Source organism: Streptomyces phaeolivaceus (assembly GCF_009184865.1).
Classification (GTDB): Bacteria; Actinomycetota; Actinomycetes; order Streptomycetales; family Streptomycetaceae; genus Streptomyces; species Streptomyces phaeolivaceus.
In genome coordinates, this window is record NZ_CP045096.1 from 7670718 (window position 1) to 7687886 (window position 17169).

19 protein-coding genes and 1 pseudogene are annotated in these 17169 nt (G+C 70.6%); 18 read left to right on the top strand and 2 right to left on the bottom strand.

Annotated elements, in window-relative coordinates:
• Positions 1-91: 91 nt before the first annotated feature.
• The gene (locus F9278_RS35360; protein WP_193241775.1) at positions 92-961 is read right to left on the bottom strand and encodes an SAM-dependent methyltransferase; all 870 of its coding nucleotides are present in this window, start codon (positions 959-961) and stop codon (positions 92-94) included.
• A gap of 202 nt (positions 962-1163) precedes the next feature.
• Between F9278_RS35360 and proS the strand changes: the two genes are divergently transcribed.
• From proS to F9278_RS35450, 18 genes and pseudogenes are all read left to right on the top strand, one after another.
• Positions 1164-2579: a proline--tRNA ligase gene (proS, locus tag F9278_RS35365; protein WP_152171924.1), complete on the top strand. Its 1416-nt coding sequence runs from the start codon at positions 1164-1166 to the stop codon at positions 2577-2579.
• Positions 2580-2839: 260 nt separating this feature from the next.
• Positions 2840-3436: a hypothetical protein gene (locus F9278_RS35370; RefSeq protein ID WP_033526923.1), complete on the top strand. Its 597-nt coding sequence runs from the start codon at positions 2840-2842 to the stop codon at positions 3434-3436.
• Between the two features lie 326 nt (positions 3437-3762).
• The gene (rpsP, locus tag F9278_RS35375; RefSeq protein ID WP_152171925.1) at positions 3763-4182 is read left to right on the top strand and encodes a 30S ribosomal protein S16; all 420 of its coding nucleotides are present in this window, start codon (positions 3763-3765) and stop codon (positions 4180-4182) included.
• Positions 4183-4184: 2 nt separating this feature from the next.
• Positions 4185-4424, top strand: coding sequence for an RNA-binding protein (locus F9278_RS35380; RefSeq protein ID WP_033526925.1), 240 nt, complete (start codon positions 4185-4187; stop codon positions 4422-4424).
• 84 nt (positions 4425-4508) lie between these two features.
• Positions 4509-5078: a ribosome maturation factor RimM gene (gene rimM / locus F9278_RS35385; RefSeq protein WP_152171926.1), complete on the top strand. Its 570-nt coding sequence runs from the start codon at positions 4509-4511 to the stop codon at positions 5076-5078.
• Positions 5078-5911: a tRNA (guanosine(37)-N1)-methyltransferase TrmD gene (trmD, locus tag F9278_RS35390; protein WP_152171927.1), complete on the top strand. Its 834-nt coding sequence runs from the start codon at positions 5078-5080 to the stop codon at positions 5909-5911. Before rimM ends, trmD begins: the two co-directional genes overlap by 1 nt.
• A gap of 133 nt (positions 5912-6044) precedes the next feature.
• Positions 6045-6395, top strand: a complete 351-nt coding sequence (gene rplS, locus F9278_RS35395) for a 50S ribosomal protein L19 (RefSeq protein ID WP_013000407.1) — start codon at positions 6045-6047, stop codon at positions 6393-6395.
• 81 nt (positions 6396-6476) lie between these two features.
• Positions 6477-7205 (top strand): signal peptidase I, encoded by a 729-nt coding sequence (gene lepB / locus F9278_RS35400; protein ID WP_152171928.1) that lies wholly within the window; start codon positions 6477-6479, stop codon positions 7203-7205.
• Positions 7198-8298: pseudogene (lepB, locus tag F9278_RS35405) on the top strand (signal peptidase I); the annotation flags it as partial. The gene lepB (F9278_RS35400) and the pseudogene lepB (F9278_RS35405), both read left to right, overlap by 8 nt.
• Complete coding sequence (gene lepB / locus F9278_RS35410; protein WP_193241776.1) at positions 8186-9199, top strand: signal peptidase I; 1014 nt, start codon at positions 8186-8188, stop codon at positions 9197-9199. The pseudogene lepB (F9278_RS35405) and the gene lepB (F9278_RS35410), both read left to right, overlap by 113 nt.
• Before the next feature lie 79 nt (positions 9200-9278).
• Positions 9279-10022: a signal peptidase I gene (lepB, locus tag F9278_RS35415; protein WP_152171931.1), complete on the top strand. Its 744-nt coding sequence runs from the start codon at positions 9279-9281 to the stop codon at positions 10020-10022.
• On the top strand, positions 10012-10563 hold the full coding sequence (locus tag F9278_RS35420; RefSeq protein ID WP_193241777.1) for an NUDIX hydrolase: 552 nt from the start codon (positions 10012-10014) through the stop codon (positions 10561-10563). The genes lepB (F9278_RS35415) and F9278_RS35420 overlap by 11 nt, the downstream gene beginning before the upstream one ends.
• 56 nt (positions 10564-10619) lie before the next feature.
• Complete coding sequence (locus F9278_RS35425; protein ID WP_005311352.1) at positions 10620-10928, top strand: DUF2469 domain-containing protein; 309 nt, start codon at positions 10620-10622, stop codon at positions 10926-10928.
• 128 nt (positions 10929-11056) lie between these two features.
• Positions 11057-11437 carry a YraN family protein gene (locus tag F9278_RS35430; protein WP_152171932.1) on the top strand — a complete coding sequence of 127 codons (381 nt, stop codon included), beginning with the start codon at positions 11057-11059 and terminating at the stop codon, positions 11435-11437.
• The gene (locus F9278_RS35435; protein WP_152171933.1) at positions 11437-13059 is read left to right on the top strand and encodes a YifB family Mg chelatase-like AAA ATPase; all 1623 of its coding nucleotides are present in this window, start codon (positions 11437-11439) and stop codon (positions 13057-13059) included. Before F9278_RS35430 ends, F9278_RS35435 begins: the two co-directional genes overlap by 1 nt.
• A 49-nt stretch (positions 13060-13108) precedes the next feature.
• Positions 13109-14269 carry a DNA-processing protein DprA gene (gene dprA, locus F9278_RS35440; RefSeq protein WP_152171934.1) on the top strand — a complete coding sequence of 387 codons (1161 nt, stop codon included), beginning with the start codon at positions 13109-13111 and terminating at the stop codon, positions 14267-14269.
• Positions 14270-14553: 284 nt separating this feature from the next.
• Positions 14554-15390 carry an RNA polymerase sigma factor WhiG gene (whiG, locus tag F9278_RS35445; protein ID WP_152171935.1) on the top strand — a complete coding sequence of 279 codons (837 nt, stop codon included), beginning with the start codon at positions 14554-14556 and terminating at the stop codon, positions 15388-15390.
• 185 nt (positions 15391-15575) lie between these two features.
• Complete coding sequence (locus tag F9278_RS35450) at positions 15576-16133, top strand: TetR/AcrR family transcriptional regulator (protein WP_152174324.1); 558 nt, start codon at positions 15576-15578, stop codon at positions 16131-16133.
• 102 nt (positions 16134-16235) lie between these two features.
• On the opposite strand, the gene F9278_RS35455 is transcribed toward F9278_RS35450, so the two are convergent.
• The gene (locus F9278_RS35455) at positions 16236-16778 is read right to left on the bottom strand and encodes a M23 family metallopeptidase (protein WP_193242067.1); all 543 of its coding nucleotides are present in this window, start codon (positions 16776-16778) and stop codon (positions 16236-16238) included.
• Positions 16779-17169: the final 391 nt, after the last annotated feature.

The following is a 17169-nucleotide window of genomic DNA, read 5'->3' on the forward strand; positions in this document are numbered from 1 at the left end:
GGACCGCTTTCTTCACACCATTCACACCCGCATCGGAAGAAGTCTCGAAGACCTTCTCAGGGGGTCCCCGAACGTGCGGGGTGCCCGCCGTTCAGGGGGTCCGCGCGATCAGGTAGCGGAAGACGTTCGGCATCCACACCGTGCCGTCGCGGCGGCGGTGCGGGTGCAGGGCCTCGGTCAGTTCCTTGTCCACCTGGGCCTGGTCGGTGGCCCGGATCGCCGCGTCGAACAGTCCGGTCGACAGCAGCCCCCGTACCGCGTTGTCCACGTTGGCGTACCCGAAGGGGCAGGCCACGCGTCCGGAGCCGTCCGGTTTCAGGCCGGCCCGCTGGGCGACCTCCTCCAGGTCGTCCCGTAGCGCCGGGCGCCAGCTGCCCGCGCTGCGCAGGGGATCGGCGAGCTTGGTCGCCACCCGCAGCACGGTGGACGTGGTGCAGCGCTCCGGTGGGCCCCAGCCGGCGAGGACCACGGGGGTGCCGCGTTCCGCGAGCGGGGTCGCCGAGGCGAGCAGATCGCCGAGGCCCTCGGAGTCGCCGGCCAGACAGCCGATCGGCTCGAAGGCGGTCACCAGGTCGTACAACCCCTCACTGGGGGCGCGTGCCGCGTCCTCGGGGGTGCCTTCGACGATCCGTGCGCCGGCTCGCGCGCGCCTGCCCCACGCCTCCGGTTGCAACCGCTCCCGCGCGAGCGCCGTGAGTGCCCTTCTCCCGGGCGACCCCGTGTCCACGCCGGTGACCGCCGCGCCCCGGGACGCCGCCATCAGCAGCGCGAGCCCCGAGCCGCAGCCGAGGCCGAGCAGCCGGGTGCCGGTGCTGATGTCGAGCCGCCGGTGGACGGCCTCGTACAGCGGTACCAGCATCCGTTCCTGGATCTCGGCCCAGTCACGCGCGCGTGCACACCGGTCCACGCGGGGTGCGGTCCCCGCGCGAGGCAGTTGCTGCCGCACGAGCGTAGGTGTCATATCGAAAGCGCCCCAATCCGCCGTGAGTTGCCGTTGCCGGATTTCCTGGCCCCCGTGGCAGTGCGCGCTCGCACTCCCCCCGTATGCCAGGTAACTCCGCGCCCGGCGAGTCGTCCAGGGGTCTCGGACACCGGCTTGCGGACTGTCTGTGCGTGGGCAAAAGAATTCACATCCCCGCAACGTGGACCCGTACCATCGCGCCATGGCAAAGGCACCCGTACTCACGCCCCGCGCGGACGACTTCCCGCGCTGGTACCAGGATCTGATCACCAAGGCCGAGCTGGCCGACAACGGTCCGGTGCGCGGCACCATGGTGATCCGACCGTACGGGTACGGGCTCTGGGAGCGGATGCAGCAGGAGATGGACGCCCGGATCAAGGAGACGGGCACGCAGAACGCGTACTTCCCGCTGCTGATCCCGCAGTCGTACCTGACCCGAGAGGCGGAGCATGTCGAGGGCTTCGCGCCCGAACTGGCCGTGGTGACGCACGGCGGCGGCAAGGAGCTCGAAGAGCCCGCCGTGGTCCGCCCCACCTCCGAGATGATCATCAACGACTACTTCTCGAAGTGGGTGCAGAGCTACCGCGATCTGCCGCTGCTGATCAACCAGTGGGCGAACGTGGTCCGTTGGGAGCTGCGGCCCCGGCTCTTCCTCCGCACGAGCGAGTTCCTCTGGCAGGAGGGCCACACGGCGCACGCGACGTACGAGGAGGCGCGCGACTTCGCCGCGCACATCCACCGGGAGGTCTACGAGGACTTCATGGTGAACGTCCTCGCGATGGACGTGGTCCCCGGCCGCAAGACCGTCCGGGAGCGGTTCGCGGGCGCCATCAACACCCTCACGCTGGAAGGGATGATGGGCGACGGCAAGGCCCTCCAGATGGCCACCAGTCATGAGCTGGGCCAGAACTTCGCCAAGGCCTTCAACACCCGCTATCTGTCGAGGGAAGGCACGCAGGAGCTGGTCTGGCAGACCTCCTGGGGCTCCACCACCCGCATGATCGGCGCCCTGGTGATGATGCACGGCGACGACAACGGTCTGCGGGTGCCGCCCCGGCTGGCCCATGTCCAGGCCGTCGTTCTCGCGATCAAGGGCGACGAAGCGGTTCTGGCCAAGGTCCGCGAGCTCGGCGACCGGCTCAAGGCGGCCGGTGTCCGGGTGCGGGTCGACGACCGTACGGACGTCCCGTTCGGCCGTCGAGCCGTCGACTGGGAGCTGAAGGGCGTGCCTGTACGGATCGAGGTCGGCCCCCGTGACCTGGAGAACGGTACCGCGATGCTGGCCCGCCGCATCCCGGGCGGCAAGGAGCCGGTCGCCCTCGACTCGCTCGTCCAGCTGCTGCCCACGATTCTGGAGGAGGACCAGGCGCTGCTGTTGAAGCAGTCGCGTGAGCGCCGGGAGTCCCGGACGACCGAGGTGTCCACGCTCGACGAGGCTATCGAGGCCGCCGCGGCCGGTGGTTGGGCGCGTATCCCCTGGTCGACGCTGGGCGAGGACGGCGAGAGCAAGCTCGGTGAGCACGCCGTGACCGTAAGGTGTCTGGTCGCCGAGGACGGGTCGGTGCCCGACTCCTACGCCGCACCCGGTAACGTCGCCGTCGTGGCGCGCGCTTACTAGAGCACCCCGTTCCGCCGGGAGAGCGACCGAAACGTCCCTTGCGCATCTGCCGACCACAGGTGCCCCGGCGCGCGGACCTCGTCTACGCGCCGGGGCGTACGTGTTACTACGTACCGCCTTGTGGTGAGCTGTGAGGCTTCTCCGCAGATCAGCGCACCCGCCCTCGTCAGGACGCACTAGTGGCAACTGACGGGTACGTGCAAATTATTTGGGATGGCCCGGAATCGGAACACACGGGCACTCCGGCTCGTTCTCATTACGTGAGCACGACACAGACACCACCTGTTCTCGCCGCAGAACTGGCGCAGGCGTGGGCCGACATTCAACGGCACCACCCCGAGCTGCCGGATCTTGCCGCTCCCGAGTCCCTGATCGGGGAGTCGTCGTCCGCCTGCGGACACGAGCTCTCCTTCGAGCGACTGCTCCATGAGGCAGTCCATGGCATCGCCGCCGCGCGCGGAGTCCGCGACACCTCCCGGGCCGGCCGGTACCACAACCGCAGATTCCTCGCGATCGCCGAGGAACTCGGCCTCGACCACCCCGAGGAGCCGCATCCCAGCAGCGGTTTCTCGCTGGTCACGCTGAACCCCGAGGCCAAGCGTCGCTACCGGCCCACGATCGACAGACTGCAGCGCGCCCTCAAGGCGCACACGGCCGCGACCTCCGCGGACACGGCCCGCAGCTTCCGGGGCCCGGCCGCTCGCCACGGCTCCTCCGGCGGCGGCGTCCGCGTCAAGGCCGTCTGCGACTGCGGTCGCAACGTCCGGGTCGTCCCGTCCGTGCTCGCCCAGGCGCCCATCGTCTGCGGCGGCTGCGGCAAGCCCTTCCGGATCCCGGAGGTCGTGGGAGCCGCGTGACACGACGAGCTGAACAGACGGCCGCTCGTGGCAGCCGTACCAGTGAGTCGTGCGGGGAGTGCGGGGTGCCGCCGACGGTGGCACCCCGCACGCGCCCGTGAGCAGCGGCAAGCACCCCTGGCGCGGGGTGCCGCTTCGGCATGGCTTCCGCCCGGCCCTGGTAAGAGGCCTGGCGCGGCGTGTGGCACAATGGCTAGCTGTACTCGACAGTCGCACAGGACCCCTCTCTCCTCCGGCTGACGCGTCCATCGGGCACTCGGGTACCGCAACCCCACGCGGCTCTTCCGCCGTGCCCAATCACGTCAAAACCAGGAGAACCCACTCCCGTGGCAGTCAAGATCAAGCTGAAGCGTCTGGGCAAGATCCGTTCGCCTCACTACCGCATCGTCGTCGCCGACTCCCGCACCCGTCGTGACGGCCGTGCGATCGAGGAGATCGGCAAGTACCACCCGACGTACAACCCGTCGGTCATCGAGGTCGACGAGGAGCGCGTCGCGTACTGGCTGGGTGTCGGCGCGCAGCCGACCGAGCCCGTGCTCGCCATTCTGAAGAAGACCGGCGACTGGCAGAAGTTCAAGGGCGAGCCCGCTCCGGCGCCGCTCCTCGTGGCTCAGCCGAAGTCCGCGCGCCCGTCGTTCGAGGCCCTGGGCGGCGACGACGAGGGCAAGGGTGAGGCGATCACCCAGAAGAAGAAGGCCGACAAGAAGGACGAGGCCGCCGCCGAGTCCGAGTCGACCGAGGCCTGAGCATGCTCGAGGAGGCTCTCGAGCACCTCGTCAAGGGCATCGTCGACTACCCCGACGATGTGCAGGTCGCTTCGCGCAACCTGCGCCGCGGGCGCGTGCTCGAGGTCCGGGTCCACCCCGACGACCTCGGCAAGGTGATCGGCCGCAACGGCCGTACCGCCCGCGCTCTGCGTACCGTCGTGGGCGCCATCGGCGGGCGCGGTGTCCGTGTCGACCTCGTCGACGTGGATCACGTCCGCTGACGAAGATTCGCAGCACCGGCTCGGGCCGGGGAGGGCCACTGGGCCGTCCCCGGCCCGTAGTCGTATGACAGGAGATCAAGCACAGTGCAGCTCGTAGTCGCACGGATCGGCCGCGCCCACGGCATCAAGGGCGAGGTCACCGTCGAGGTCCGCACCGACGAGCCGGAGCTTCGGCTCGGCCCCGGCGCCGTCCTGCTCACGGACCCCGCCTCGACGGGACCGCTCACCATCGAGACCGGCCGGGTCCACAGCGGCCGGCTGCTCCTGCGCTTCGAGGGCGTCCGCGACCGCAACGCCGCCGAGGCCCTCCGCAACACCCTGCTGATCGCGGAGGTGGACCCGGAGGAGCTGCCGGAGGAGGAGGACGAGTACTACGACCATCAGCTGATGGACCTGGACGTGGTCACCAAGGACGGCGTCGAGGTCGGCCGGATCACCGAGATCTCGCATCTGCCCTCCCAGGACCTCTTCATCGTCGAGCGGCCCGACGGCAGCGAGGTGATGATCCCGTTCGTCGAGTCGATCGTCACCGAGATCGACCTGACCGAGCAGCGAGCGGTCATCGACCCGCCGCCCGGCCTGATCGACGACCGGGCGGAGATCGCGTCCTCCCGGGATGCCGATGACGCCGAAGACGCCGGGGACGAGGCCTGATGCGGCTCGACGTCGTCACGATCTTCCCCGAGTACCTCGAACCCCTGAACGTCTCGCTCGTCGGCAAGGCACGCGCGCGCGGGCAGCTCAAGGTGCACGTCCACGACCTGCGGGAATGGACGTACGACCGGCACAACACGGTCGACGACACCCCCTACGGCGGCGGCCCCGGCATGGTCATGAAGACCGATCCCTGGGGTGAGGCGCTCGACGACGTGCTGGCCCAGGGGTACGAGGCCGGATCCGCCCGGCCCGCGCTCGTCGTCCCCACCCCCGGCGGCCGGCCCTTCACCCAGGCGCTCGCCGTCGAACTCTCCGAGTGCCCCTGGCTGGTCTTCACACCGGCGCGCTACGAGGGCATCGACCGGCGCGTGATCGACGAGTACGCGACCCGGATGCCCGTCCACGAGGTCTCCATCGGCGACTACGTGCTCGCCGGCGGCGAGGCGGCCGTCCTCGTCGTCACCGAGGCCGTGGCACGGCTGCTGCCCGGTGTCCTCGGCAACGCCGAGTCCCACCGGGACGACTCCTTCGCACCCGGCGCCATGGCCAATCTGCTGGAGGGGCCGGTGTACACCAAGCCCCCCGAGTGGCGTGGCCGCGACATCCCCGAGGTGCTGCTCAGCGGCCACCACGGGAAGATCGCACGCTGGCGGCGCGACGAGGCCCTGAAGCGTACGGCGGCCAACCGGCCCGACCTGATCGAGCGTTGCGACCCCGAGGCCTTCGACAAGAAGGACCGCGAGATGCTCTCCATCCTGGGCTGGGCCCCGGATCCGGAGGGGGAGCCCCACGGCCGATTTTGGCGGCGGCCGGAGGGCGTGGAAGAATAGGCCGCTGTTGTGCGTCGTCCGGCGCGCGCCCCTGCCGCAGGGGGACACGACGCCCGCCCCGACCGGACAGCATCCTCTCGAAACACCTAGCTCCCGCCTATGACCTGTGGCATGGGCGAAGAAAGCAGACGAAATGTCTCACCTGCTCGACTCCGTCGACTCCGCGTCGCTGCGCAGCGACATCCCGGCCTTCCGCCCGGGTGACACCGTCAACGTCCACGTCCGCGTCATCGAGGGCAACCGCTCCCGTGTGCAGCAGTTCAAGGGCGTGGTCATCCGTCGCCAGGGCGCCGGTGTCCGCGAGACCTTCACGGTCCGCAAGGTCTCGTTCTCCGTCGGCGTCGAGCGCACCTTCCCGGTGCACACCCCGATCGTCGAGAAGATCGAGCTCGTGACCCGCGGTGACGTCCGTCGCGCGAAGCTGTACTACCTGCGCGAGCTGCGCGGCAAGGCCGCGAAGATCAAGGAGAAGCGCGACAACTGATCGCGCGCCCGGGTCACGGCTCAGGCCACGACCCGAGTCACAAAAGGTCGTCACAGCGGGGCCGGATACGATTTGGCCCCGATGGACACCGAAGCACAGCAGCACATGGAGCGCGACCGTTCCCCCCGCCCTTCCGGCGCGGAGGTCTCCGAGGAGATCTCCGACACAGAAGGGCCGAGGGAGCGGTCGCGTTTCGCATGGGGGGACCGCGCCACCGCATGGGTACCGGGCGGGTATTACACCCTGACCGTGCTGATCTGCCTGCTTTTCCTGGCGCTCTTCAGCAACTTCGTGATGCAGCCGTTCCAGATTCCCAGCAGCTCCATGGCCGACTCATTGAGGATCGGGGACCGCGTTCTCGTAAATAAGTTGGCGTACCGTTTCGGATCTGAGCCGCGGCGCGGTGACGTCGTCGTCTTCGACGGCACCGGCTACTTCGGGAACGCCGACTATGTCAAGCGCGTTGTCGGCGTGGGGGGAGACCGGGTGGTCTGCTGCGACCAGGAGGGGAGGCTTGAGGTGAACGGCCGGTGGGTCGACGAGTCGTCGTTTCTGTACCCGGGCGACAGCCCGTCGAACGTTCCCTTCGACGTGGTCGTCCCCGAGGGCAGGCTGTTCCTCCTCGGCGACCACCGTGGTGACTCCAGCGATTCCCGTGACCACCTGGGATCGCCCGGCGGTGGCATGGTCCCCCTGGACTCCGTGATCGGCAGAGCCGACTGGATCGCCTGGCCCGCCGACCACTGGACGCGGCTGGACCGTCCGGACGCCTACGCGCGTGTGCCCGCCGCCGGCGGTGCGCATGGGTAACCGTGGCAAACCCCGTGGTGCGGCTCCCGCCAGCCCCGCGGCCAACCTGCTGCCCACCGGTTCGCGGCGGTCCGGCGGGGCCGCCCGCCCGAGCCGGGTCGAGCGGCGCAAACTCGCCCGTAAGATCAAGCGGCGCAGGCGTCGCTCCGCGGTCAAGGAGATCCCGCTCCTCGTCGGTGTCGCCGTCCTCATAGCCCTGGTCCTGAAAACCTTCCTCGTCCAGGCGTTCGTGATCCCGTCGGGCTCCATGGAGCAGACGATCCAGATCGGCGACCGGGTCCTGGTCGACAAGCTCACCCCCTGGTTCGGCTCCGAACCCACCCGCGGGGACGTCGTCGTCTTCAAGGACCCGGGCGGCTGGCTGGAGGACGAGCAGACGACGGCGGCCACCGAGGACCCCATCGTCATCAAGCAGATAAAGGAAGGCCTGCAGTTCATCGGCCTCCTCCCGTCCGACGACGAGCAGGACCTGATCAAGCGGGTCGTCGCGGTCGGCGGCGACACCGTCAAGTGCTGCGACACCCAGGGGCGCGTCACCGTCAACGGCATGCCGCTGGACGAGACGGCGTACATCCACCCCGGCAACCAGCCCTCGACCCAGCAGTTCCAGGTGACCGTCCCCCAGGGCCGACTGTGGGTGATGGGCGATCACCGGGAGAACTCCGCGGACTCGCGCGCTCACCAGTCCGACGACTCGACGACGGCGAAGTTCGGCGGGACGGTCCCTCAAGACTCCGTCGTCGGCCGGGCCGTGGTCATCGCCTGGCCGGTCGGCCACTGGGGGCAGTTGGAGGAGCCGGACACATTCTCCGCCGTACCGAGCGGGTCGACCACGGCCCTCGGCGCTTCGCATAGGGTGGCCTCCGCGGATCGAAATGGATTGATCCCCCTCCCGACCCCTGCGGAACTCCCGCTCGTTATGGGAGTGGTGGGCCTGCACCGGCTGTGGCGCGGGCGGCGGTACGGAGTGAGGAGTGGATGTGGGGGATTTGGCGGTCGGCGCACGGTCGGGACACGGTGGTTCCGAAGAGCGGCCGGAGCGATCCGACGAGGCGGCTTCCCCGGCCGCGGAGAACATGGAGAACGTGGAGAGCACCGTGAATTCCGAGGGTTCCGCCGACTCCGGGAGTGACTCCCCGGACGAAACGAACGGAACGCCCGACGGCGACGGCACCCCGGCCCCGGCCGACGGCGACCGGAACGAGCGGCCCAGGAAGAAACAGCGTTCCTTCTGGAAGGAACTGCCGATCCTGATCGGTATCGCGCTGGTGCTCGCGCTGCTGATCAAGACCTTCCTGGTGCAGGCGTTCTCCATCCCGTCCGACTCGATGCAGAACACCCTGCAAGAGGGCGACCGGGTCCTGGTCGACAAGCTCACCCCCTGGTTCGGTTCCGAGCCCGAGCGCGGTGAGGTCGTCGTCTTCCACGACCCGGACGGCTGGCTGGACGGCGAACCCACCCTGGAGCCCAACGCCGTGCAGCGCGTCCTCGGCTGGATCGGTCTGATGCCGTCCGCCGAGGAGAAGGACCTCATCAAGCGCGTCATCGGTGTCGCCGGCGACACCGTGGAGTGCAACGGCACGGGCCCGCTCAAGGTCAACGGCAAGGCGCTGAACGAGCCTTACGTGTACCCGGGCAACACCCCCTGCACCGTCGACGACACGGGCGGTCAGTTCAAGGTGAAGGTACCCGAGGGCAAAATCTGGGTCATGGGTGACCACCGGCAGAACTCGCTGGACTCCCGCTACCACCAGAACGACAGCAACAAGGGCATGGTCCCCGTCGACCAGGTCGTCGGCCGCGCCATCGTGGTCGCCTGGCCGCCCACCCGCTGGTCCACGCTGCCGGTTCCCGACACCTTCGACCAGAATCTGAGCGCCGCCGCCCCCGGCGCGCTCGGCCTCGCGGGCGCGGTGCCGCTGGTGCTGTGGCGCCGGCGCCGCCTTCTGGCCACCGCGAGCCCGAGGGTTTCTGGCACGGGTACCGCCGGGTAGGGTGCCGTCCCAGATCGCCGATCTTCCGCGGCCCGTACGGGGCCCGGACGGTCGATTCTCCGAACGGGGGAGCACTGGGATGAGCGGGACGACACGTCGTACGGACGAGGGCCTCGGACGGCTCGGCAGCACGCTGTCGGGACTGGCCGTGGCCCTCGGCTGTGTGCTCTTCCTGGGCGGCTTCGTGTGGGGTGCGATCGTCTACGCGCCCTACACCGTGCCCACCGACTCCATGGCCCCCACCATCGTCTCCGGGGACCGCATACTCGCCCAGCGGATCGACGGCGCCGAGATCGAGCGCGGTGACGTCGTGGTCTTCCGGGAGGAGACCTGGGGCAACTCCCCGATGGTCAAGCGGGTCGTCGCGGTCGGCGGGGACACGGTCGCCTGCTGCACCGACGGCAGGCTGACCGTCAACGGCAAGAAGATCGACGAGGCGTATCTGCACGGCGAGGACGCCGAGCTGACCGGTATCCCCGAGATCACCGTCCCCAAGGGCCGGCTGTTCCTCCTCGGCGACGAGCGCAGCGGCTCCCTGGACTCCACCGCCCACCTCACCGAGGCCGGCCAGGGCACGGTGCCCCGGGCCAACGTGGACGCGCGCGTGGACGCCGTCGTCTGGCCCATGGACGGCATGCTGGCCCGCCCCACGGGCTTCGAGAAGCTCGGCGCGCTCTCCACTCCCGGCCCGCTGCGGCTGATCACCGCCGCGCTGGTCGTGGGCATGGTGCTCGTGCTGGGCGGCGCCGCCTACGGGCCCGTCGCCAAGCGCCTCGGGGGACGCGGTCGTACGACGCGGCCGGAGCCTGCCCGTGTCGGCTGACGGCCTGTCCGGGGGCGCGCACGAGGCCGCTCACGGGGACACGTACGAGGGTGGGCTGCGCAGGGTGGCCCGGGTGATCCTGCTGGACCCGGGGGAGCGCGTCCTGCTGCTCCACGGGCACGAGCCGGACGACCCGGCCGACGACTGGTGGTTCACGCCCGGCGGCGGTGTGGAGGGCGTGGAGACCCGTGAGGAGGCCGCCCTGCGGGAACTCACGGAGGAGACCGGGATCACCGACGTAGAGCTGGGCCCCGTGCTCTGGCGGCGGATGTGCTCCTTCCCCTTCGCCGGGCGCCGCTGGGACCAGGACGAGTGGTACTACCTCGCCCGGACCCCCGATACGCACCAGGTGGTGCCCGCCGCGGCGGGGCTGACGGAGCTGGAACGACGCAGTGTCGCCGGAGCACGCTGGTGGACGTGCGGGGAACTGGCCCGGACGCATGAGACGGTGTACCCGACCAGGCTCGCCGAACTGCTTCGCACGCTGCTCGACGAGGGTCCCCCGGCCAGACCCGTGGTCCTCGACACCGAAATTGTCTAGGGGCTCGCGGGACTGGCGCACAATGGTGGGATCGCACGGCTGAAGGGGAACATGCCATGAGCGCCGAGGACCTCGAGAAGTACGAGACCGAGATGGAGCTGAAGCTCTACCGGGAGTACCGCGATGTCGTCGGTCTGTTCAAATACGTGATCGAGACCGAGCGGCGTTTCTACCTCACCAATGACTACGAGATGCAGGTGCACTCGGTCCAGGGCGAGGTGTTCTTCGAGGTGTCGATGGCGGATGCCTGGGTGTGGGACATGTACCGGCCGGCTCGGTTCGTGAAGCAGGTACGGGTGCTCACGTTCAAGGACGTGAACATCGAGGAGCTGAACAAGAGCGATCTGGAGCTGCCGGGCAGCTGAGCCTGTGGTGGCGGACGGGGGCTGTCATTCGTGTGGGTGACGGAGATATCCACAATCGGCTTCTTGTCCACCAAGATCCAATAGCGGGCTGAGCTGCCCTCAGTGTTGGCGCCGGAGGTGGTGCCGACATGAGCGAGGCACGAGGCGGCGGCGCACGAGGTGCGCTCGGGAAGTACGGCGAGGAGCTGGCCGCGCGGCGGCTGGTCCAGGCCGGGATGACGGTCCTGGAGCGCAACTGGCGCGGGGGCAGGGCCGGCGAGATCGACATCGTGGCCCGTGACGGGGACGCGCTGGTCGTCTGCGAGGTGAAGACCCGCAGGGCCGGCCCCTTCGAGCATCCGATGGCGGCCGTCACGACCACCAAGGCGCAGCGGCTGCGCGGCCTCGCCGAACGCTGGCTCCAGGAACACGGAGGGAGCCCACCGGGCGGCGTCCGCATCGACGTCGTGGGCATCGTCCTCCCCGACCGCGGCGCCCCCGTCGTGGAGCATGTGCGGGGGGTGGCGTGATGGGATTCGCCCGCACATGCTCCGTGGCCCTCGTCGGCGTCGAGGGCGTCGTCGTCGAGGTCCAGGCCGACCTGGAACCGGGCGTCGCCGCCTTCACACTGGTGGGGCTCCCGGACAAGAGCCTGACGGAGAGCAAGGACCGGGTCAGGGCGGCGGTGGTCAACTCGGGCGCCGAGTGGCCGCAGAAGAAGCTGACGGTGGGGCTCAGCCCCGCCTCGGTGCCGAAGGCCGGCAGCGGGTTCGACCTGGCGATCGCCTGCGCGATCCTGGGGGCCGCCGAGCGGATCGATCCCCGGGTGCTCTCCGACATCGTGATGATCGGGGAGCTGGGGCTCGACGGCCGTGTCCGTCCGGTACGGGGCATCCTGCCGGCCGTGCTGGCCGCCGCCGAGGCCGGATACGAGCAGGTGGTCGTGCCGGAGTGCGCCGCCGCGGAGGCCTCGCTGGTGCCCGGTGTCTCGGTACTGGGCGTGCGCACCCTGCGGCAGCTGATCGCCGTGCTCGCGGACGAGCCCGTGCCGGAGGAGGAGCCCGACGAGGGCCGTCCTGACCCGCTGTTGGCGGGACTCCGGCTGCCGGGCGCGGGGGCGGCCACCGGGATGCACACCGCGGGAGCCGCCCAGCAGGACCTGGGTCACGACCTGGCCGACGTCGTCGGGCAGCTCGCGGCCCGGACCGCCGTGGAGGTGGCCGCCGCGGGCGGACACCATCTCTTCCTGGAAGGGCCGCCGGGCGCGGGCAAGACGATGCTCGCCGAGCGGCTTCCGGCCATCCTGCCGAAGCTGGCCAGGGAGGAGTCGTTGGAGGTCACGGCGGTGCACTCGATCGCCGGTCTGCTGCCGGCGGGGAAACCGCTGGTCGACGTGGCGCCCTACTGCGCCCCTCACCACTCGGCCACGATGCAGGCCCTCGTCGGCGGCGGTCAGGGCATCGCCCGGCCCGGTGCGGTCTCCCTCGCCCACCGTGGAGTGCTCTTCCTCGACGAGACCCCCGAGTTCAGCGGTCAGGCGCTGGATGCCCTGCGGCAGCCGCTGGAGGCGGGGCATGTCGTGATCGCGCGGAGCGCGGGGGTGGTGCGCTTCCCGGCGAAATTCCTGATGGTGCTCGCCGCCAATCCCTGTCCTTGTGGGCGCTTCTCACGGACGGACGACTTCTGCGAGTGTCCGGCCGCGTTGATCCGCCGCTATCAGGCCCGGCTCTCCGGGCCGCTGCTGGACCGGGTGGACCTACGGGTCGAGGTCGACCGGGTCACCCGCTCCGAACTCACCCGGCGCGGGGCCCGGGGCGAGTCCACGGCGACGGTCGCCGACCGGGTGCGCTCGGCCAGGGAGCGGGCGGCCGACCGTCTGCGGGGCACACCGTGGCGGACGAACAGCGAGGTGCCTGGGCGGGAGCTGCGCAGCCGGTGGCATGCGGCGCCGGGCGCGATGGACGAGGCCGAGCGGAGTCTTGAGCGGGGTGTGCTCACCGCGCGCGGCCTGGACCGGGTCCTGCGGGTCGCCTGGACCATCGCCGACCTCGTCGGTCACGACCGCCCGGACGCGATGGACGTCAACCTGGGTCTGCAACTGCGCACCGGAGTTCCCCGAGGGGTGCCGATGGCGATCGGGGCGCTGACATGAGGACCGCGGCCTGTGGCCCGTCGGCGGACGGGCCATCGGCGGGTGGGCGATGACCGGCGGCGGCGCACCGGAGGAAGAGCGGCTCGACCGCGCCTTCCTGGCCCGTGTCATCGAACCCGGGGACGAACTCGGCGGGCGGTGGCTGCGGGAGTACGGCGCCCGGGACGTGGTGCGGAGGCTTACCGGGGGCGGGCGACCGCTGCCGGAGGCCTCGGAGAAACGGTGGGCGGGGCTGTGCGCCCGCGCCGACCGTGCCGATCCTGAAGGAGACCTGCACCAGGCGCGGGAGGCCGGGGTCCGGTTTCTCGTGCCCGGGGACGGGGAGTGGCCCGGTCAGCTCGATGATCTCGGGGACGGGCGGCCTGTGGGGCTGTGGGTGCGGGGGAGGGCGAATGTGCGGATGTGGGCGTTGCGGTCCGTGGCCGTGGTGGGGGCGCGTGCCTGTACGGAGTACGGCGCGCACGTCGCGGCCTCGCTGGCGGCGGGGCTCGCCGAGCGGGGATGGGTGGTGGTGTCCGGCGGCGCCTACGGTGTGGACGGCGCCGCGCACCGGGGCGTGCTCGGCGTCGGCGGGGCGACCGTCGCCGTGCTGGCCTGCGGGGTGGACCGGCCCTATCCCCGGGGCCATGTGCAGTTGATCGGCAGGATCGCCGAACAGGGCCTGGTGGTCGGGGAGTTGCCGCCGGGGGAGCATCCGACGTCGAGCCGGTTCATTCTGCGGAACCGGGTCATCGCCGCCCTCACCCGGGGGACCGTGGTCGTGGAGGCCGCCTACCGCAGCGGCGCGCTGGTCACGGCGCGGGCGGCCCAGCGGTTGGGTCGATTCACGATGGGTGTGCCGGGGCCGGCGACCTCGGCCCTCTCGGCCGGAGTGCACGAACTGCTGCGGGGCGACGCCGTGCTCGTGTCGGACGCCGCCGAAGTCGTCGAGTTGGTCGGTGACATGGGAGAGCTGGCGCCGGACCGGCGAGGGCCCGTGCTCCCCCGTGATCTGCTGGAACCCGGAGCGCGCCAGGTGCTGGCCGCGCTGCCCGGACAGGGCACCGCGGCCGTCGACGAGGTCGCCCGGGGCGCGGGCACCTCCGTGGACGAGGCGGTCGGGAGACTGTACGAACTCCGCGCACTTGGATACGTCGAACGACACGGCGACGGCTGGAAGTTGACACGCCAGGCGATGATCTCCGTATCGCCGGATCGGAGGCCTGGTTGACCGAGCGTGTTCGGCCGTCCGGGGGAACGCCGACAGCCTTGCGGTTTCCGGCAGTTGGCGTCCGGACCAGGTCACACAGCGCGATCGCCGTGCCCCCGGGGGGCGCCCAGCGGAACGTATCTGCGCACCGGCGGTCCCTCGCCCTTCGCGCACTGCGACTCCCCAGTCACGCTACGCTCACAAGGATTCCCCTCAGGGCAGGCGATCAGGACAGGCAACTCGACATCAGACCGACAGCTCACCCAGGCACCCCCAGTTCACGGCAGAACGGCACAAGGCGACGAATGCCCCAGCACACCTCCGGGTCTGACCGGGCGGCGGTTCCCTCCGCCGCCCGCGGCACCGTGCGCCCGCCCGCCCCCTCGACACTCGACGAGCTGTGGCGGACGTACAAGACGACGGGCGACGAACGGCTGCGCGAGCAGTTGATCCTGCACTACTCACCGCTGGTGAAGTACGTCGCGGGCCGGGTGAGTGTCGGTCTGCCGGCCAATGTCGAGCAGGCCGACTTCGTCTCCTCCGGGGTCTTCGGGCTCATCGACGCGATCGAGAAGTTCGACATCGACCGCGAGATCAAGTTCGAGACGTACGCGATCACCCGGATCCGGGGCGCGATGATCGACGAGCTGCGCGCGCTGGACTGGATCCCCCGGTCGGTGCGGCAGAAGGCCCGCAATGTGGAGCGGGCCTACGCCACGCTGGAGTCACGGCTCAGACGCACCCCGAGCGAGGGTGAGGTGGCCGTCGAGATGGGGATCGCGGTCGACGAACTCCACGCGGTCTTCAGTCAGTTGTCGCTGGCCAATGTGGTGGCGCTGGAGGAGCTGCTGCATGTCGGGGGCGAGGGCGGCGACCGGCTGAGTCTGATGGACACGCTGGAGGACACGGCCGCGGACAACCCGGTCGAGGTCGCCGAGGACCGGGAGCTGCGCCGCTTCCTGGCGCGGGCCATCAACACGCTGCCGGAGCGGGAGAAGACCGTCGTCACGCTGTACTACTACGAGGGCCTCACGCTCGCGGAGATCGGGAACGTGCTGGGGGTCACCGAGAGCCGGGTGAGCCAGATCCACACGAAGTCGGTGCTGCAGCTGCGGGCGAAGCTGGCGAGTTTCGGCCGCTGAACGGCCTCGGACGGCCTCGGACGGCCTTGCTCGGGCTGCGGCCGGGCTGTTTGGCCGGGCTGTGGTCCGGGGCTCGGCAGGGGCCCGGGGTGGGGGCTCGGAGGGGGCTCGTGCGGGGAAGGCATTCCCGTGGGTGGCGGTCCGTCCGTAAAGTGGATGACGTGCCAAGGATTCGAGCGGCCTCCGTGGCCGAGCACCGGTCGATGCAGCGAGCCGCCCTGCTGGACGCGGCTCGGTCCCTGCTGTCCGAGGGCGGGACGGAGGCGTTGACGTTCCCCGCGCTCGCCGAGCGGACGGGGCTGGCGCGGTCGTCCGTCTATGAGTACTTCAAATCCCGGGCCGCCGTGGTCCAGGAACTGTGCGAGGTCGACTTCCCGGTCTGGGCGGCGGAGGTCGAGGCGGCGATGGCCTCGGTCGAGCGGCCCGAGGGCAAGGTCGAGGCGTACGTCCGCAAGCAGTTGGAGCTGGTCGGGGACCGGCGGCATCGGGCCGTCGTGGCGATCTCGGCGAGTGAGCTGGACGCCGGGGCGCGGGAGAAGATCCGGGCCGCGCACGGTGGGCTCGTGGCGATGATCGTGGAGGCGTTGGCGGAGCTCGGGCAGGCGGAGCCCCGGTTGGGGGCGATGCTGTTGCAGGGGGTCGTGGACGCGGCTGTGCGGCGGATCGAGCTGGGGGCCGCCGAGGATCCCTCCGCTATCACCGAGGCCGCCGTGGCCATGGCTCTGCGGGGGGTTCGGGGCTGAGCGTGCGGCGCCTTGCCTCGGGGCCGGGCCCTCGTGGCTTCGGCGCCCTCCGCCAGGGCTGAGCCGGGGCGGGGTGGGCCGGGGTGGGCCGGGAGAACCCCGTTACCCGGGGACCGGCAGTAGGCGTGAGGGGCCCCGGCGTAGGAGCCATGGCGGCAGTAGGGACAGTGGGTCCAGGTAGGTGTCGCCTCTGCGCAGGCCCCAGTGGAGGCAGGCCGTCGGGCAGTGGGACGGGGCTGCCTCCAGGGCGCCGAGAAGGGTGCCCGCAGTCACCTCGTCGCCCTTTTGTGCCGATGCGCGTACCGGCTCGTAGGTTGTGCGCAGGGGCGGGTCGCCCGTGCCGGTCAGCTCGACCGTGACGACTCCGCGGCCCGCGACCCGGCCCGCGAAGGACACCTGGCCCGGCGCGACCGCGCGTACCGGGGAGCCGGCGGGGGCGGACAGGTCGACGCCTCGATGGCCCCGGGCGTAGGGGGTCGGCGGCGGGTCCCAGGAGCGGACCACCAAGGGGCGCAGGCCCACCGGCCAGGCACGGCCCACGGCGGGTACGGACTCGTCGGCGCCCGGTGGTCCCGGGGCCGCGCGTGGTGCCGTCGTCCCGGCCGTGGCCAGGAGTGTCGAGGTCAGACACAGCAGTAAGGCCAGCCACACTCTCGCTCGCCGTGCGGGCCTTCGCCGGTGAGGCGACTCGTGAGGCGACTCGTGACGCGACTCGTGACGCGACTCGTGAGGCGACTCGTGACGCGACTCGTGAGGCGACTCGTGAGGCGACTCGTGACGCGACCCGTGACGCGACTTGTGACGCAACTCGTCAGGCATCTCTTGAGACATGGGGGAAGCGTCCCGCGAGTGGCGTGATCATGGCCGGGATCTGTGGAGTACTCGTCGGTTGTGGATATCGGCGTCACCCGGGGCCTCCCGGGTCCCGTACACTTCTGGTGGCGATCCGGGTCACCGGGTCGACTTCGCACGCCCCGGTACGAGGCCCTTCACGGGTCCGTATCAGCGCCCCTCGGTCCTTAGTGGCAACGGCGCA

Bases quoted from the DNA above. Each gene is read 5' to 3' on its own strand.
- F9278_RS35360 (WP_193241775.1), bottom strand. From the start codon at position 961: ATGACACCTACGCTCGTGCGGCAGCAACTGCCTCGCGCGGGGACCGCA.
- proS (WP_152171924.1), top strand. From the start codon at position 1,164: ATGGCAAAGGCACCCGTACTCACGCCCCGCGCGGACGACTTCCCGCGC.
- F9278_RS35380 (WP_033526925.1), top strand. From the start codon at position 4,185: ATGCTCGAGGAGGCTCTCGAGCACCTCGTCAAGGGCATCGTCGACTAC.
- trmD (WP_152171927.1), top strand. From the start codon at position 5,078: ATGCGGCTCGACGTCGTCACGATCTTCCCCGAGTACCTCGAACCCCTG.
- rplS (WP_013000407.1), top strand. From the start codon at position 6,045: ATGTCTCACCTGCTCGACTCCGTCGACTCCGCGTCGCTGCGCAGCGAC.
- lepB (WP_152171928.1), top strand. From the start codon at position 6,477: ATGGACACCGAAGCACAGCAGCACATGGAGCGCGACCGTTCCCCCCGC.
- lepB (WP_152171931.1), top strand. From the start codon at position 9,279: ATGAGCGGGACGACACGTCGTACGGACGAGGGCCTCGGACGGCTCGGC.
- F9278_RS35425 (WP_005311352.1), top strand. From the start codon at position 10,620: ATGAGCGCCGAGGACCTCGAGAAGTACGAGACCGAGATGGAGCTGAAG.
- F9278_RS35430 (WP_152171932.1), top strand. From the start codon at position 11,057: ATGAGCGAGGCACGAGGCGGCGGCGCACGAGGTGCGCTCGGGAAGTAC.
- F9278_RS35435 (WP_152171933.1), top strand. From the start codon at position 11,437: ATGGGATTCGCCCGCACATGCTCCGTGGCCCTCGTCGGCGTCGAGGGC.
- dprA (WP_152171934.1), top strand. From the start codon at position 13,109: ATGACCGGCGGCGGCGCACCGGAGGAAGAGCGGCTCGACCGCGCCTTC.
- whiG (WP_152171935.1), top strand. From the start codon at position 14,554: ATGCCCCAGCACACCTCCGGGTCTGACCGGGCGGCGGTTCCCTCCGCC.